The organism is Neopoerus faecalis, assembly GCF_029218125.1.
Taxonomy (GTDB): Bacteria; Bacillota; Clostridia; order Oscillospirales; family Oscillospiraceae; genus Oscillibacter; species Oscillibacter faecalis_A.
In genome coordinates, this window is sequence record NZ_JARFXX010000004.1 from 132,474 (window position 1) to 147,977 (window position 15,504).

The 15,504-nt window shown below is 51.8% G+C and carries 20 protein-coding genes and 1 pseudogene; 7 read left to right on the forward strand and 14 right to left on the reverse strand.

Features of this window, described 5'->3' with window-relative positions:
* Positions 1-13: 13 nt before the first annotated feature.
* The 9 genes from PY311_RS06415 to PY311_RS06455 all read right to left on the reverse strand — a co-directional run bounded on the left by PY311_RS06415 (position 14) and on the right by PY311_RS06455 (position 5,984).
* Positions 14-499 (reverse strand): hypothetical protein, encoded by a 486-nt coding sequence (locus PY311_RS06415; RefSeq protein WP_286147841.1) that lies wholly within the window; start codon positions 497-499, stop codon positions 14-16.
* A gap of 3 nt (positions 500-502) precedes the next feature.
* Entirely contained in the window at positions 503-1,120 is a 618-nt protein-coding gene (locus PY311_RS06420) for a class I SAM-dependent methyltransferase (protein ID WP_286147842.1), read from the reverse strand.
* 3 nt (positions 1,121-1,123) lie between these two features.
* Positions 1,124-1,915 (reverse strand): class I SAM-dependent methyltransferase, encoded by a 792-nt coding sequence (locus PY311_RS06425; protein ID WP_286147843.1) that lies wholly within the window; start codon positions 1,913-1,915, stop codon positions 1,124-1,126.
* Position 1,916: 1 nt separating this feature from the next.
* Entirely contained in the window at positions 1,917-2,705 is a 789-nt protein-coding gene (locus PY311_RS06430; protein WP_286147844.1) for an alpha/beta fold hydrolase, read from the reverse strand.
* A gap of 3 nt (positions 2,706-2,708) precedes the next feature.
* On the reverse strand, positions 2,709-3,323 hold the full coding sequence (locus tag PY311_RS06435; RefSeq protein WP_286147845.1) for a class I SAM-dependent methyltransferase: 615 nt from the start codon (positions 3,321-3,323) through the stop codon (positions 2,709-2,711).
* Between the two features lie 116 nt (positions 3,324-3,439).
* The gene (locus PY311_RS06440) at positions 3,440-4,018 is read right to left on the reverse strand and encodes a TetR/AcrR family transcriptional regulator (RefSeq protein WP_286147846.1); all 579 of its coding nucleotides are present in this window, start codon (positions 4,016-4,018) and stop codon (positions 3,440-3,442) included.
* Positions 4,019-4,212: 194 nt separating this feature from the next.
* Positions 4,213-4,611 carry a hypothetical protein gene (locus tag PY311_RS06445; protein WP_286147847.1) on the reverse strand — a complete coding sequence of 133 codons (399 nt, stop codon included), beginning with the start codon at positions 4,609-4,611 and terminating at the stop codon, positions 4,213-4,215.
* A 41-nt stretch (positions 4,612-4,652) separates the two neighbouring features.
* Positions 4,653-4,952: a hypothetical protein gene (locus PY311_RS06450; RefSeq protein WP_434059932.1), complete on the reverse strand. Its 300-nt coding sequence runs from the start codon at positions 4,950-4,952 to the stop codon at positions 4,653-4,655.
* 108 nt (positions 4,953-5,060) lie between these two features.
* Positions 5,061-5,984 (reverse strand): helix-turn-helix domain-containing protein, encoded by a 924-nt coding sequence (locus PY311_RS06455; RefSeq protein WP_286147848.1) that lies wholly within the window; start codon positions 5,982-5,984, stop codon positions 5,061-5,063.
* A gap of 156 nt (positions 5,985-6,140) precedes the next feature.
* On the opposite strand from PY311_RS06455, the gene PY311_RS06460 reads away from it, so the two are divergent.
* Complete coding sequence (locus tag PY311_RS06460; RefSeq protein WP_286147995.1) at positions 6,141-6,866, forward strand: ABC transporter transmembrane domain-containing protein; 726 nt, start codon at positions 6,141-6,143, stop codon at positions 6,864-6,866.
* Here the strand turns inward: PY311_RS06460 and PY311_RS06465 are convergent.
* The 5 genes from PY311_RS06465 to PY311_RS06485 all read right to left on the reverse strand — a co-directional run bounded on the left by PY311_RS06465 (position 6,839) and on the right by PY311_RS06485 (position 10,598).
* Entirely contained in the window at positions 6,839-7,384 is a 546-nt protein-coding gene (locus tag PY311_RS06465; protein WP_286147849.1) for a hypothetical protein, read from the reverse strand. The genes PY311_RS06460 and PY311_RS06465 overlap by 28 nt on opposite strands.
* Positions 7,381-8,082: a hypothetical protein gene (locus PY311_RS06470; RefSeq protein WP_286147850.1), complete on the reverse strand. Its 702-nt coding sequence runs from the start codon at positions 8,080-8,082 to the stop codon at positions 7,381-7,383. The genes PY311_RS06465 and PY311_RS06470 overlap by 4 nt, the downstream gene beginning before the upstream one ends.
* Positions 8,083-8,155: 73 nt before the next feature.
* Positions 8,156-8,845 (reverse strand): hypothetical protein, encoded by a 690-nt coding sequence (locus PY311_RS06475; protein WP_286147851.1) that lies wholly within the window; start codon positions 8,843-8,845, stop codon positions 8,156-8,158.
* A 529-nt stretch (positions 8,846-9,374) separates the two neighbouring features.
* Positions 9,375-10,133 (reverse strand): DUF1829 domain-containing protein, encoded by a 759-nt coding sequence (locus PY311_RS06480; RefSeq protein ID WP_286147852.1) that lies wholly within the window; start codon positions 10,131-10,133, stop codon positions 9,375-9,377.
* Between the two features lie 18 nt (positions 10,134-10,151).
* Positions 10,152-10,598: a DUF6978 family protein gene (locus PY311_RS06485; RefSeq protein ID WP_286147853.1), complete on the reverse strand. Its 447-nt coding sequence runs from the start codon at positions 10,596-10,598 to the stop codon at positions 10,152-10,154.
* 210 nt (positions 10,599-10,808) lie between these two features.
* Between PY311_RS06485 and PY311_RS06490 the strand changes: the two genes are divergently transcribed.
* From PY311_RS06490 to PY311_RS06515, 6 genes and pseudogenes are all read left to right on the forward strand, one after another.
* Positions 10,809-12,275, forward strand: coding sequence for a ParB/RepB/Spo0J family partition protein (locus PY311_RS06490; RefSeq protein WP_286147854.1), 1,467 nt, complete (start codon positions 10,809-10,811; stop codon positions 12,273-12,275).
* A 279-nt stretch (positions 12,276-12,554) separates the two neighbouring features.
* Positions 12,555-12,896 (forward strand): DUF7768 domain-containing protein, encoded by a 342-nt coding sequence (locus PY311_RS06495; RefSeq protein WP_186879311.1) that lies wholly within the window; start codon positions 12,555-12,557, stop codon positions 12,894-12,896.
* A 1-nt stretch (position 12,897) separates the two neighbouring features.
* On the forward strand, positions 12,898-13,983 hold the full coding sequence (locus PY311_RS06500) for a DNA cytosine methyltransferase (RefSeq protein ID WP_286147855.1): 1,086 nt from the start codon (positions 12,898-12,900) through the stop codon (positions 13,981-13,983).
* Entirely contained in the window at positions 13,970-14,677 is a 708-nt protein-coding gene (locus PY311_RS06505; RefSeq protein ID WP_286147856.1) for an antirestriction protein ArdA, read from the forward strand. The genes PY311_RS06500 and PY311_RS06505 overlap by 14 nt, the downstream gene beginning before the upstream one ends.
* Before the next feature lie 97 nt (positions 14,678-14,774).
* Complete coding sequence (locus PY311_RS06510; RefSeq protein WP_286147857.1) at positions 14,775-15,209, forward strand: PcfB family protein; 435 nt, start codon at positions 14,775-14,777, stop codon at positions 15,207-15,209.
* Positions 15,196-15,495: pseudogene (locus PY311_RS06515) on the forward strand (conjugal transfer protein TraG); the annotation flags it as partial. The gene PY311_RS06510 and the pseudogene PY311_RS06515, both read left to right, overlap by 14 nt.
* Between the last annotated feature and the right edge of the window lie 9 nt (positions 15,496-15,504).

Genomic DNA, 15,504 nt, shown 5'->3' on the forward strand with positions numbered 1-15,504 from the left:
CGGTATTTCCTCCTTACAGCAGCAGCCCGAGTCCCGCAAGGAGCAGGGAAATCACGGCCATTCCCACGGTTCCGAACAGCCATTTCTTTTGCTTATCGGCTTTTGAGATATACGGCATCAGATTCTCTGTCCCCGGGATTACCCATGCCTCTGTGTGTCCGACCCAGTAGCCGTCAATGCCAAACCGGTCGATGAGATTCATCACGGACAGGATCACAAAGCACTGCCAGAAACCGTCCCAAAATGTATGTGCGCCGTTGATGGCATACACGCAAAGAAGCACATAAAAAAGGTAGATTGGAATGCAGATCGCCTTGAAGCGCAGCGCGTTCCGTTTGATCTTCTCCCTTGTGGTCAGCCCCAGTGCGATGCATCGCTCCTGCACCTTTTCGCCATACAGATGCACCATGCCGACAGCGCCCTTTCGGATACCGACAGCGCAGACCGCCACCAGCAGTGCGCCCAGCCACAGTCCTTCCAGAATCGTTTGCAGCAGCATTCCTTATTCCTCCCGCTTCTGTCCTGTCACGCAGAGCCAGTCCATTTTGTTTTTATGGATTTGAACATTGCAGAATCCAGCGTTTTCCAGAAATGTTTTCAGCTCATCGCCGCTGTATATGGTCATACCGCCGATGATCTCCGTCCACTTCTCATCCTTGTCCGTGTCGCCACTGCTCTCGTTGCAGATGAGAAAGGTTCCGCCGGTCTTCAGCACCCGGCAGACCTCCCGAAAGCACTGCGGCAGATCAGGCCAGAAGTAGACCGTTTCAAAGGCCGTGACCGCATCAAACCAATCATCTGCGAAGATCATATCCGCCACACTGCCTTGCAGGACGGCACAGCGCCCCTCCGCGATGGCGGTCTCGTTGACCTTTTTCGTCTTCTCCACGCTGACGGGCGAATAGTCGATGCCCTTCACGATACCTTGCGGGCATTTTTTCAGCAGCCTTTTCATGTTCGCACCGCCACCGCAGCCGCAGTCCAGCACCTTGGCATCCGGCGCAGCATTCAGAAATTGAAGCCCCCAGCGCGCCACAGGGCTGTGACCCAAATTCATCATGGCGACCATGAGCTTCCCGCCGAGGCCCACAGGTTTGCGGGTGTTTTCAAAGAATGACATCTTCTACAACTCCTTTTCCAGAACGATGATCTTATTGGAAATATTCCGCACGGTGGGTAGCTTGTCCAGCAGTTTATAAATCGGTGCAAATACCGCCATGCCCTCCGTCAGGCTGTGTTCCTCGACGAATCGAAAACCCGGCAGCAGTTCGGCAAGTGCTTTCCCATTCTTGATTCCCCAAGTAAATTTTGCATGGCTGCCTTCGATGGATCTTTCCTTAAAGCGCTTCACAATCATCGGATTCATCGTTTCCACAAATACGGTTGCTTTGGAAAAACGGCTGGAAATCACCTTAAAAATTTGCTGCACATCTTTTGCGTTCAGGTACATGGTCAGTCCCTCAATGACAATCAGCACCGGTACATTCTGCTCGCTGATTTTGCCACCCCAATCGTCCATAGCGGACATAGCGATTTGCGAAATCGCGCCGCTTTCCGGCAGGAACTTCTCCCGCACCGCCATCGTCTCCGGCAGGTCGAGGTTATGCCAATGCGCATAACCTGCCATCCGGTAACAGCGGGTATCCAGCCCGCAGGCGATGTTGACCACCACCGCGCCGGGATGCGCCCCAAGCCAAGCCTTTGTCAGCTGATCCAACACAATGGTGCGGGCGATGACGCCGCCGCGCATGGCCGTATCTTTGTCGGCAAGGGAAAAATCGTAGTCCAGCTTTTCGATGAGTTCTTCCGCTTTTGCGTTGTGGATCGCACCTCTGCCGCTGCTCTCTTTCGCCCTTGCATAAACGGTTTGCAGCATGGTCTCCGGCACGTCGGAGAGCTTGATTATTTCTCTCATGTCATATTTCCTCCGCTTGCGTAGTCAGAAATTTTTCCGCATACCGGCAGAATTTTTCCGGGTGTACCATCACCAGCTCCGCATGGGCCATCTTGGGGATGCCATGGATGCGCGCCTTAGGGAAATAGCGCTTGATGAACCGGATATCCCGCCTGCGATCCTTCTTTTCGTCGTCGCCGTACCAGTAGGTGATTTTCGCGCCGATTTTAGCGGAGCGCTTCGGAAGCGCATAGTTGTTGGCAGACCAGAATACATTGCGGATCGTCCGATCGGAAAAGGTTTTGAGATAGACTTCCATGGCGTCGTACTCCTTTTTGGGGTCGTGCCCTGCGGGGGTGAACCGTTCCGGCGGAAAGGCCGCTTCCAGAATTTTTCGGCTGTTCGCCGCCATTTTAAAGGACACAATATCCCGCCAAAGCAGCAGCTTTCGCACCGGGTAGAGCAGCTGATAGGGCGTGATCCCGCCGTCGATAATGGCCCGGTCGATGGGCATTTCCCCCAATGCCAGCATACGGGTTAGGCAGGCGCCGCCCATGGAGCAGCCATAGGCCCCACCCAGACGGGAGACGCCGTGGATCTTCAAATAGGAGATCACTTCATCCACGGTCTGCTCCACGGAGGTAAAGTCGCCGGGATACTCCGGCTGATGGCCGTCATATACCACCTGAAAAACATGCCAGCTCTGAGAAAGCAGCGTGATCGTGTCGGCAAAAGCCCACACCGGCTCTGCCGTGCAGGGAAAAAACAGCAGCGTCCGCTCCTGCGCCTGCCCGTGTTCCAATATCTGCATGGCTCACCCCTCCGATTTCGCACACTCGGCGTAAGTCAGTGGGAAGGACGCTTTCAGCACGGTGCTTTTCCGCACCGTCCAGCCGTTCTCCCGCAGAAATGCCAGGTATTCGTGGCTTGTCCACTTGCTGTGGAGAGGGAAGCCCGCCAGCTTCATGAAAAATGCTTTGACCCTTCCAAAGAAAGCGTTATCTGCGTGGGTAAAGGTCGGCGCAACCAACACGCCGTCGTCTTTCAGCACCCGGCGAATTTCCGCCAATGCTCGCTCTGGTTCCGGTACAATGTGCAAAGCATTGGACACGATCACCACATCGAAAGACTGGTCAGCATAGGGCAGATAGAACATATCCTGCACGGAGAAATGCAGCTTGGCGGATCGGTTGTCCCGCTTCGCTTCTGCAATCATCTCCGGCGAAGCGTCTGTGGCCTCAATATGAGCGGCACTGTTTACAATGTTTTTGGCGATCAGCCCTGTGCCGGTCGCCAGCTCCAGAACGTTTTTTTGCCGTACCACAGGGCGCAGCAGCTCGTACAGCCGCTCGTAAGCCGCTGCGTCCTTGCGCATGAAGCGGTCGTACCGCCCGGCGTTTTTATCCCAGAAATTTTGACTGTTTCTCATGATTTCGCCCTCACAACGAGATGTTAAACTCCTCTAACTCACACAGATGACACAAGCGAGTTAGAGTAAGCTAACTGTATCCCTTTTGAAAAGCCGCATCACTGCGGCTTTTCCGCTTATGCAAATAGCTCCCGGCAGGCGCCCTGCACCAGCGTTTCCAGCACCTGCGGATAGAGCACCCCAATCTGCTCCTGATGGGAGACGGTTAAAATCAAGCCCCGCACTGTGGCGGCAGCCAGCGCCATACCGCCCTTGGGCTGCAGGCCGCCCATCTCCAGCAGGGTACGGATGTGCGTCTCGTCATCGTGGTAGTGGGCGGTCTTCACTTCTTCCGGCAGTCGGTGCAGAAGAAAATCTGCGTCATTTTCGATGAACACAAAGGCTTTCGTCTCGGCCAGCCACCGACAGGCCGCCAGGATCGCCGCTGCCGCGCGGTCGGTAGGCAATAAGGCTGTATTTTCCTGCAAAGACTTCTGCGCCGCTGCGAAACACTCTGTATGGATATCCTCCAGCACGGCGAAAAACAGCAGCTCCTTGGAATCAAAGAATTTATAAAACGATCCCTTGGAAATACCGACGGAATTTGTCAGCTGCTCCACTGAGGTTTTCCGCATCCCGATGGTAATGCCGCAGCGCCGGGCTTCCCGGATCAGGTCTTTGCGGATCTGTTCATTCTGTTCATCTGTAAAAGCCACTGCGCACGCTCCTCGGATTTATGACCACATTGTTCATTTCAGTCAAATTGTAGCACGAGCCGAAGATGTTGTCAACGGCGTCGTTTTGCTTTCCATCATGATCAAATCAGATCCAGCCTTTCCATCTCAAACGGCACAACCACGGATTTCAGCAATCTCGCCTTCGGCAATGCTGTGGTTGCGCTGGGCAATGGTCAGCAGTTCATCCGCAGATACGCTTTCATCCTTGTATCCGCTTTGGACGGCAAACTCGGAAATGACTTCTGCGCGGTTTTTGCCGAATTGTTATAGATTGCGCCAATCTGCCGCACGTGCCGATACTCCGCAAGGCTGGCAAAGGAACCGGCTTCGACCATCATGCGGCAGAACAGCGGCCCGTCCCGGACATAGTGTTTCGCGTATTTCAGGAACTCCGTTTCCTGCTCCGGGTCGAACCTCGGCAGACAGTACAGCAGCATTTGCAGAACTTCCAGCTTGTAGTCCAGAAAGCGCGCCGGATCGTAACGGTCAATGCCATTGCGGGTGAGAAAGCGGTAAATCGCGCTGTTCAGACGCTTTTCAGCGTGGTGCAGGAAGAAGCAGAAGCACAGCAACTCAGAGAAAACGAGCGGCTGTGCTTTTCTGTTCTATCCAATTACGCCCGTGTCCTGCGGAGGTGGTCAGGCGGCAGCTTGCCCATCAGGAGCTGGAAGTGATTCTTGCCCTTTAACTTGCTGGGCTCCAGCAGATCCTGCACCAGCTTGAAGACAGAGACGATGTGCCGGCGCTCCTGTGGGTGCTCCTCATCCGGCGGCAGAAACTCCGCCAGCATCAGGATGACCGAAGTGAGCAATCCCTCCGCCGCATCATAGAAAAAGGCATTCTGTCCGCGGTTGCTGTCATCGTCATCGGGGTTGACAATGGTTTTATTATACTCCTTCACAGATGCTTTCAAGATGAAATTTCCAAAAAGAAATGGGGTGACGCTTGTATGCGTCACCTCATAACGATTGATTTGGTTGATTTTTAGAGGGTTAGGTTTATCCAAATTAGTATAACACTTTTATTTTCTGTATTTTGAGGGAGTAAATCCATAATACCTTTTGAATATTTCAATCAATCTACTGGGGTTGGAGTATCCAACAATTCTTGAAATTTCCGCAATGGTGAGGTCGGTCTGAATAAGCATATGCTCGGCTACAGAGATCCTTTTCCTCTGAATGTATTCAGTAATGGACATATTATAAACTGACTTAAATAGCTTTTTCATTTTGCTTTCACTCATACATGCAATGGTGGAAAGCGTCTGCAACGTAATATTAAAACTGTAATGTTCGTCCATGTAATGCGTTAGTTCATCTAATGCCTGCAAATCTGTTTTGTTAATGGGCTGGCCATTCTCTTCATTTAGTCTGTTTTCTTTCAAATATGAAGCAAGATAAGAGATGATTTCATATATTTTTGCTTCTACTGTAATTCTGGACGCTTTCATGGAAAGCAGATACTCATATAGGCTTTGCATAGCATGATTAACATTTGGTAAATAGAATTTCCCTTTTTCTTTGAGAAAATCAGAAAAGTTCACTTCAAGATCACCGGAAATTTCCTGGAGATACTGATCAATAAATTCCTGGTCAACCTGCACGGTAATACATCTTAATGGAATCTGAGGATGATAAATAGCTTTATACTTTTCAGATGGTTCATAGCAGCGCAATGTATTCGGAGAAATATTTTGATACGGATAGAATTCATCTCCTGCGCCACTAATATAGAGAGCAAGTACATAACCAGACCCAATATGTTCTCCGACCATAGTTTCCTGGTTAAATCTTATATCTGTCGCTGTAATGATGAAATCGTGGTGAACCTCACTCGTCCATTGAAATCCAGTTCCATATTTTAGGTTGATCTTATAATATGTTCCGTACTCTATTGGATTCTTTATCGATTCAACAAAGAAATCATCTCGTTTAACTTCTATCATTGGCTCCTCCCAAAGATACCTCGTTTAGATTTATTAATACCTTGTTTAGACTTTATATCTGTTTTGCCCTTTACAGTTAGCTAAAACTAATTATAATGAAAGAGGTGATGTATGTCAAACCGTTTTTAAGCAAAAAGAGGTGTATATTTGAAGTCAATGCGCAGTTTATATAAAAAACTATTTCATTATGTCCAAGATAAAAGAATTTGGGCATATTTCTCCATGGCACTATCTGCCGCTGCCGTCTGCTCATATATGGGAGCATATTGGTTTCTGTGGCAGTCCATTGTGTCTATTCTGGTTATTCCCGTATATGAGAAGGCTATGTATGACGCAATTATTGTAGTCATACTTATGATTTTACGAGGCATTCTCAACATTGCATCGGCAACGTGTTCCCACTACTTAGGCTTCCGGCTTGAAACAAACTTAAGGAAAAATGGGCTTCATAAATTATTGGATGCCTCTTCTTCCTTTTTTGACCATAACAGCTCTGGAGAGATTCGAAAAATTATTGATGATAACGCAGCAGAAACACACAAAACAGTGGCCCATTTGATTCCGGACAACGTCACTGCTGTTATGACGCCGGTGTTAATGTTTGTGCTGATGTTTGCAATAGACTATCGCCTTGGTATTCTCCTGATCCTTACAACTGTGATTGGTGTTCTTCAGTATCGTAAAATGTCCGGTGGTACTGAATTTCTGTCTGGCTATTCAGCGGCGCTTCAAAAAATGAGTGCGGCAACAGTAGAATATGTCAGAGGAATGCAGATCATAAAAATCTTCGGTGTAACTGTACAGTATTACAAAACTCTGATTAACTCAATCAAAGAGTACAAACAGTACGTCTATCAGTATAATTTCATACCGTTGTCGTAGACCACACCATAGGGCGTCACCGTGCCGCTGCCGCTTTCGATGAGCCGCCGCGCGGTTTCCTCGCCATCCAGCGCATCCAGTTCCTCTGTTTTGGCGCTGCCGCCGTGCAGGTTCATGTAGTGGTCACGGCCAACAGCGGCGAGGTCGGAAAAGTCGGTGATGACCGTAGCCTGCTGGCAGCAGAAGGTCAGGTTGATGAGATCCTTTAACTCAAACAGCTCCAGCTTGTGGGCCATTGCCTGAAACTGTGCGGCCTCGCCGGTGTCGAAGCTTTCCAGCCGCTTGGCGAGATAGTTCAGCTCCTCCACATTGACCGTGAGCATTTCCGCTCGTTTCAGGACAGTGTAGAAACTGTCGATCTTCTCCACCTTGCAGTCCGTCTTGACCGCGTCGCCGATCTCCAATGCCTCCAACAGCTCCATGCAGTGTGCGTACTGGTCATGTGGGATGGGGAATGGGATGGTCGCCACGCCGTATTCCGGGTGGTTGGGATTACCGAGAACCGCTTGAATCATCATGTTTCATTCACTCCTTTTTCCAAATTCAAAACCGCATCTCCGTATTTGGCCATCAGTAGTGCGCCAGTGATCAGGTGGAACGCCTCATCTGTGACCAATTCCGGAGACGCAAGGTCTGCGAGAGTGATATTACAGCAGCCGACCGCAATGGCCTTCGCCGCCTGGTAGACGCTGTATAGCTCCGGCTCGATTCCTCCGAGCCGGACGCTTTGGAAGTCAAAGCCGTCATTCCCGCATTTCCAGACCATCCTGCGCCAAAGGCTCTCGTATGCCGTGAGCAGGAAGAGGGCCGCTTTGTTCCGGTCGGACAAACGCCAGCAGCGCTCTCGCCAATGTGTCCATCTTCGCCGGTGGGCATCGGACAGGAAGAATTGGAAGAATTGAGGTTTCCTCTCTCTAAATTGCTGATGCATCCTTTTTCGGAACTGCGGCCCCATAGAGGGGGTGAAGCAGTCCCGCATGAACGCATTCAGCTCCAGCACACCTGCCTCGATTCGCTCCTCCAGGCAGGTACATTCACATAGGCGGCACGGATGCTTGCGGACATAGTTCTGGCAGTATTCGCACGCCACATCTTCGGGCGTGTAACGAAATGGGCTGCGGTATATTCCACCACCTCTGGGCTTTTGACCGGGCTGAGACATCATCAACTGCTCCAACGCCTGCAGCGGCGTGTCTCGCATGAAATAGTACGGCATAAGCGAACTCCTCTCTGAAATGAAAAAAGGGCCGGAATCTTATTGCCAAGACTCCGGCCCGTTCCGTTTGATATTACATTGTCTGTTGCTGCGCGACTTGTTCCAAGGCTTCTTCCTGCTGCCGGATTCGCTCGTCCAAATCCGGCACACACTCCTCAATCTGCTGCTGAACACTGCGGATCATTTTTTCCTGCTCTCCCGTGAGTTCAAAGAAATCTCCGTCTACAGAGTCCGCACAGCAACGATAAATCTCGGTCATCTGCTCTGGGGTGAAAAGCCGTTCCTTTTGAATCAGCCCGGAGCGGATAGCAAAGTCCTGTTTGGCTCCTGCATAGTTCTCCATGAAATAGTGCCCATGACATACTCCTGTGTGCCCATAGGCCCAATCCCATGTGACGAAGTGGACTCCGTGTTTGCTCTGAACTCCAGCCAGCACAGTGCCGTTGAAATCCGCCAGCACCTTGTAGCCGTCCTCCAGACTGTCGGCTTTCAAAAAGGGCGCCATCTCCATCTGCCGCATATACTCCGCTGTGGTCCTGACAATCTCATACACCTTGTCCTTGGCAGCGATCCGTTCCGGCTCGTTGATATCCTCATTGTGGTAGGTAATACCGCCGTTATCGGTCACCTCACAAAGCGGCGCACCGTCAAGCAGGATACACAGCCTGTCAGTGTGAACTTCGTCCAACTGGAAACCCTCCTTGGCAAGGACGATTGCTGCTTCTCTGAGGTAACAGACCTTTTCTTCTGCGCTGATGCTCATATAGCTCCTCCCATGCATAAAAAATAAGGCCGGAGCGATCATGCTCCGACCTACAAATGCAGGCGCTGCGACCAGCGCCCTTTTTGAAATGAAAAAGGGCACCGCTTTCTTAGTCCGTCAGGACCAACAAAACGACGCCCAAATCTTTATGATTCTTTTTTGAGAAAAATACCGCTGCCAGCCGGAAAAATCACCGCTGAAAAAGGGCGCTGGCTGAACGCATCTGCATGAAACAGGAAAACGCCCGGTTCGAATCGGGGCAGACGCCCTGAAACAGCGATTTGCATCTATGGTTTGAGAGAAGAAATCCGGGCTTGAAAAAGCCCGGAAACGGTTGATGCGCCTGACTTTTCGCCAGACGCATCTATACCGTTTCGTTAATATGGTCGGAGTGTAATTATAGGATTTCAGAAAACGCAGATATATCAACAGTTTGCTGGCAGTCGGCAAGAGGTATTTATTCTAAAAATTCAAAATGACGAGAACAACGCCGCCCAACAGGACAACGGGCGGCGTTTTCGTATAGAAATCAAGCAGAAACAAGGGCGATATTTTCTTCTTTTTCTCTTTGACTCCATCGAATTACTTTCACATCATAGTTTGCAAAAGCATCCTCGACTCCTTTTGCAACGGTATTCTGATCGTTCAGTATAACAACAAGTTGACTGTCATTTTTTCGTGAAGGCTTAGTATCATTCCAAGCAAACAATATATTCCCCATACTGGATTTATTGGGGTTATTAACCGCTTGGCATAGACGCTCTGGTTTAGCCTTTGTCCGTTGCAATAGGAAGTCGTAGTTATGGGCAAATCCCGAAATGCCTGTAAACTGGACATTATCTGAGTAAAAAATCTCTTTCTGCTCAAAGAACTCTTGAATATCATCAAGAAAGAGTGAGGCAACTTTAGACTTGGAGATTGCAAACATATCATCAATTCGCAACATAGCTTGAATGAATAAATGTTTTTTCTGGGCAAAAGAATTAGCCGGGGCCTTACAAATCAATTCATCGCCATCAAGTCTTACACCATACTGATTTAATATCCGTTGTAGATGGCTTTTTCGTGCGGGTGTAAATTGAAATCCCGCCATCTTCAAATTGCGAATTGTAGCGCTATCATCTGTAAAGTAGATGTCATCGCCAATTTGACGCACATAGATTTGAAGATAATCATTTGCGCTATCCAAATAAGGAGTTGTAATCTCGTAATATTCTCCTACTTTTTCAAATGTAATTTCCTGTTTTAACCATGTTGCGTAATCGTCAATAAGTTTTTGAATATCCAAGATTAACTCCTCCTTTCATTACAATAGTTCAAGTTGATAGTTGATATTCGGCTGTTCAACAACATTAAACTTCGTTAAAAAAGCAATCGTGTTGTCTACAAAAGCATCTTCTTGGACATCTTCCGCTGGAAAAGCATAATTGCGTCCATATTCTTCTGTGTATATATGCCAATGGCTACCACAAATTTTCTCACCATTAGGGTTGTAATGAACATTAGACGGGCTGATATGAAGCTCCAACAACATTGTTCCATTCTTTTTGATTCGGGCGCCAATGTTATACTTGAACGGTTGGATTTTTCCACGGTATATCTTTATTGCAAAAATATCCTTTTTAGTATCCCCAACAACATCAAATTCTTTCTCATTACCACGGGTAGGAAAGTTGATTTCTTGTACCAGAGATTTCTTCGTCATCTCAAGCAGTTGGCGTGCTTCCGCATCTGTCAATTTGTTAGAACTCAACTGATCATCCCTCCCTTTTTGTATAGTTTACCATTACTTATCATGCTTTTCAATATTTTAGAGATGTGCGACAAAAATTTTTAGCTGAACAACGCCGCCCAACAGGACAACGGGCGGCGTTTTCATATATAACACCACGAAGGGAGGTCACTTCCACCCGGCCAGTCTGCGGACTGGCTTTTTTTCATGCCACAAAAAGGAGGTTTGCAAATGGCAGATGATAAGAAAAATATTCCCGATGTAGCCTCACCTACTGAGGCACCCGCTCCCACGGTAGAAGTTGCCGCCGTGCCGGAGCCGCCTACTCCTGATCCTGTGCTGACTGACGCGGAGACGGTCATGCTGGAACACGAGGGGCAGGCGGCGCTCTTTGAAATGGGCGGGGCCGTGCCAGATCTCGCCGATGCTGTTACCCACGCTGAGGTGGAGGAGCCTGCCGCTCCCGAAGTCCCCAAGGCTGGAAAGGAACAGGCGCAGCCGCCCGCTCCCGGCAAGGACGACCCCGCCCCGGCACATTCCGGCAAGGTGGTGGATTTTGCCGCCGCCCGTGACGAGGCGGCCAAGGAGGAGAAAAAGGCCGTCAAGCAGAAGCCGCCCACGGAAAAGGACAAGGCCGCCAAGCCCGGCAGAAGTCGCCCGTCCAAGGATGGCAAGGCCTCTCCCGATAAGGCAAAGCCGCCCAAACCTCGGGACAAAAAGTCCCAAAGCAAGCCCGCCCCGGAGAAGCCTGTCGTGGATAAGGGCAGCGCTCCCGCTGGTGCGGAGGTCACGCCGGAGCCGTCTGCGCCCCGTGACGCCACCCGCGCCGAAAAAGAGGAGATCGTCTATCTCAACCTGTCTGACCTGCACCCGTTCAAAAATCACCCCTTTGGTGTCCGGGACGATGCGGAAATGCAGGGGCTTGTGGAGTCGGTCAAGGCGGCTGGCGTTAATCAGCCTGCGCTGGTGCGCCCCCGTGAGGATGGCGGCTATGAGATCATCGCCGGACACCGCCGCCAGCGGGCAAGCGAGCTTGCCGGATTTGCGAATATGCCGTGTATCGTCCGCAACATGACGGACGATGAAGCCATCCTTGCCATGACGGATGACAACCTCCGCCACCGTGAGCGTATTTTGCCCACGGAAAAGGCGCAGTCGCTCAAAATGCAGGTGGAGGCCATCAAGCACCAAGGCTCCCGCCCCGGCGAGGAGGACAAGGATGCCGGAAAACGCTCCACGCAGGTCGTGGGAGATCGCAACGGCATGAACTACAAGCAGGTGCAGCGGTATATCCGCCTGACCGAGCTTGTGCCGGATTTGCAGAAAATGGTGGACGAGAAAAAGCTGGCGTTCACCCCGGCGGTGGAGATCTCATTCATCCGCCCCAAAAATCAGAGGTATATCGCCGTGTCCATCGAGGGGCAGCAGTCCTCGCCCTCGTTGTCGCAGGCACAGAAAATGCGAGAGCTGGACAAGGACGGCAAGCTCAACGGTGATGTGATCGACGGTATTCTGTCGCAGGAGAAAAAGGAGGTAGACAAGGTGATCATCAATAGTGCAGAGTTGGAAAAGTATTTCGGCAAGGACAAGTCCCCGAGGGAAATGAAAGACAAGATCATTTCTCTGCTGGATGACTGGAAGGCCAAGCAGCCGCCCGAGCTGGGCAAGCCCGAAAAGAAAATGGATTTGGAAAAGTGACCTTGGGACTTTTTGTCCCGAGGTCTTTCGTTTCCCCGAATGGCTCTTGTGGTTATATCCCCCGTCGCCGCCCGTATTCCAGCATGGCCGGGAGCGGGCTGTCAAGGGTGCATCGCACCGCTGTTTTCAGCGGCCAGCCCTTGACCGCCTGTCCCGGCTATGCTTTTTCTCCGGCAAGCGGCGGGGGTATATCCTCCAGAGCCGCCCCCTTTCCCAAGAATGGGAAAGGGCGTGGGGTTTGGGTTGAACTACTACATTACAAAACGGAGGTATTTTACAATGAAACGACCCCTTGCGTACATTACCGCCGCAGGCGTAAGCAGCGACCACGAAAACACAAAGCTGGCGGCGCAGTATTGCCGCACGGTGTATGAGGCGGGCTTTTCGCCCATCTGCCCGACGCTCTATCAGCCCCTTTTCCTCAATGACGCCGTTCCAGAGGAACATAAGAGCGGCATCGACATGGGGCGCGACCTGCTCCGCCGTTCTCATGTGCTGGTGGTGTGCGGTCATACCGTCACCGAGGCCATGAAAAATGACATCGCCGTTGCCCAGAGGCTCGGGATCACCGCCACCACCCTTGAGGGCATATTGACCGTCAAGGGACAGGGGCGCAGATAAGATGACGGTGCTCCGGCTGGGGAGCCTGTTTGACGGGATCGGCGTGTTCCCGCTGGCGGCGGTACGCTGCGGCATTGAGCCGGTATGGGCAAGCGAGATCGAAAAAGCCCCTATCTCCATCACCAAGCGCCACTTTCCCGATATGGCGCATTTGGGGGATGTGACAAAGCTGGACGGGCGGGATCTTCCGCCCGTCCATATCATCACCTTTGGCTCACCGTGTCAAAATCTCTCGCAGATCGGCAACCGCAAGGGACTTGCGGGAGAAAAGTCCAGCCTGTTTTTTCAAGCCATCCGCATTATCCGTGAAATGAGGGAGGCGACAAATGGTCTATTTCCAGCAATCGCTGTTTGGGAAAATGTCATGGGAGCGTTTTCATCAAATGACCGGATGGATTTTAGAGCCGTCCTATCCGCTTTCACAGACGCCGATGTTTCAATGCCTGCTTCTGGAAGATGGGCAGGAGCCGGAATGGTGCGAGGGCGAACGCCTGACCTCTGCTGGCGGCTCATGGACGCCCAGCATTGGGCAAGCCCCCGGCTGGCACGACGGCAGCGCATCTTTCTTGTGGCAGACTTTGGAGGACGGCGCTCCCACGAAATACTTTTTAAGCCCCGCACAATGCAGTCACTTTCTGCATCTGGCAGAGATAGCGGGCTGCCCGCCGCCTGCGGAGATCGAGGCTCTTTTATTGAAGCAGGGCGGCGCATACCGATCACCCGACCCTTTCAATGCTTCCGTATGCGGGCGTCCGCCAAGGAACGGACGGAAACAGCGTTCCGAAACAGCTTCGGACTGCCAACTGACCCTTTTCCCACTCTGTTAGCGGGCGGCATTTCGCCCTTTGCCTTTTGGTATGAGGACGATCCCGTCGGGGGCTGCGTCCGCTTTCCCACGGAAACGGAATGTGAGCGGCTCATGGGGCTGCCGGAGGGCTGGACAAGGTACGGCGCGGACGGCGAGGAAATTCTATCCTCCCACCGCTACCGAGCATTGGGAAACGCCATCGCGCTGCCCTGTGCCGAGTACATCATGGCGGGGATCGCGGAGGCGCTGACAAAAGGAGGTGCAAATGACGGTATTTGAAGCCTACATCACCAACCTCGGCAAATACGCCGAGGGGCAGTTTGTGGGCGAAACGCTGAAATTTCCGGCCACCACGGAGGAGGTGCAATCGCTCTTAAAGAACATCGGCGTGGATGGTGTGCGGTATGAGGAGTTTTTCATCACCGCCTTTGACGGCGATGTGATGGGCTTATACGACTATCTCACCGAGTATGAAAACTTGGACGAGCTGAACCATCTGGCACATCTCATTTCCGAGTTGGACAGCGACGAGATCGAAACGCTGGAGGCCGTACTCAACAAGGGCGACCACACTTCCAGCGTGGCGGACATCATCAACCTCGTTCACAATCTGGACTGCTACGATCTGCACCCCGGCGTGACCGATGATGAAACGCTGGGGCGCATCTATGTGGAGGACATGGAGCTGCTGGATGTGCCGGATAATGTGCTGCCTTACTTCGATTTTGAAGCCTATGGGCGGGATATGCGGATCAATGAGGGCGGCCACTTTGCCCCCACGGGCTATCTGACCCGCAGCGGCGACTTCAAGGAGGTGTACCACGGGATCGAGGATATTCCCGCCGAACACCGCATTTTTGCATACCCCAAGTTGAATATCCGGGAGCAGATGGCGGCCTACAAGGAGGTCATAGACCGTTCCTCTTTGGAGGGCGAACGCCTGCACCCGAAAAAGGAGCATGATGAACGCTGACCTTGGGACATTTTGTCCCGAGGTCATATTTCTATCAGAGAGGAGGCGATGACGGCTGGTAGACGAGGATATTTCCCGGCGCACGATTGCCGTATCGGTGAAAGCGTCGAAGCTGACCGCCCGGGGGCTTGCCTTTGTTGTCCGGGCGGTGGGACGCAAGATCGCCAAAGCGCACCGGGCAAAGCAGACGCCCCACGGCAAGCAGACCGTGAAAAAGCTCATGGCGCACGGCACATCCACCAACAGCCTTGAACTGTCCGGGGACACGAAGCTCTTTGACCGGGTAGCCCGAAAATGGAATGTGGACTACGCCTTTTATCAGACCGAACCGGGGAAATACCTGCTGTTCTTCAAATCCGGGCAGGCGGACGCTATGACCGCCTGTTTTTCGGAATACTCCCGCAAGGTGCTGGATAAGGCCAAGTCCCGCCAGCCCACGATCCCCGAACAGATGAAGCAGGCGGAACAGCAGCTTGCCAAGGAAAAGCCTCAGAAAGAACACATTAAGGAGGCCGTGCATGGTGACAGATAAGCTCCGTAAATATGTGCTGCCCAACATTCCTTATGTGTTCATCGGCTGGGTGTTCCTCAAGCTGGGGACGGCGTACCGTCTGGCGGCAGGCAGTGATTTCGCCCATAAATTCATCGGGCTGGGTCAGACTGTCGGCGCAGCCTTTGCCGACTTTGCCCCCGGCCTTGCCCCCTTTGACTGGCTGGTGGGCATTGTGGGGGCGGCGGTGTTCCGCCTGCTGATCTACTTCAAAAGCAAGAACGCCAAGAAATACCGCCGGGATGCGGAATACGGCAGCGCCCGCTGGAGTGCATAA